Annotated in this window: 1 pseudogene; it reads right to left on the reverse strand. The window is 56.2% G+C overall.

The features are described 5' to 3' along the window. A pseudogene (locus KMS84_RS44010) lies at nucleotides 1-331 on the reverse strand (IS66 family transposase); the annotation flags it as partial. Nucleotides 332-406 lie beyond the last annotated feature (75 nt).

Genomic DNA, 406 nt, shown 5'->3' on the forward strand with positions numbered 1-406 from the left:
TCCAGTCGCCCAGGAAGTTGCGAGCATGCTCGCCTGATCGACCAGGGCTGAAGTCGTACACCACTGCACTGATCGGGGCGATGGTCGTCGTGGCATAGCACCAGACATGCGTCCGGTGGGTTTTCTTCTCGCCTGGTGCGAGCATTTGCACGAGAGTTTCGTCGACATGCACTACGTTGTGCTCAATCACGACTACGCGTAGGGCATCGATCAACGGCTGCAATTGCACACCGCAAATACCGACCCAGCTAGCCAGCGTTGAACGAGCAATCGTAAGGCCGGCACGCCCGAAGATTTGATCCTGGCGATACAGCGGCAAATGATCGGCGTATTACCGTAACGAACGCCGATAGTGTTGCGGGCGCTTGATCTCGATAAAGCGGTAGCCACTTACGAATCACGTTGA

The sequence above is a fragment of the Streptomyces hilarionis genome (assembly GCF_024539675.1).
Classification (GTDB): domain Bacteria; phylum Actinomycetota; class Actinomycetes; order Streptomycetales; family Streptomycetaceae; genus Streptomyces; species Streptomyces hilarionis.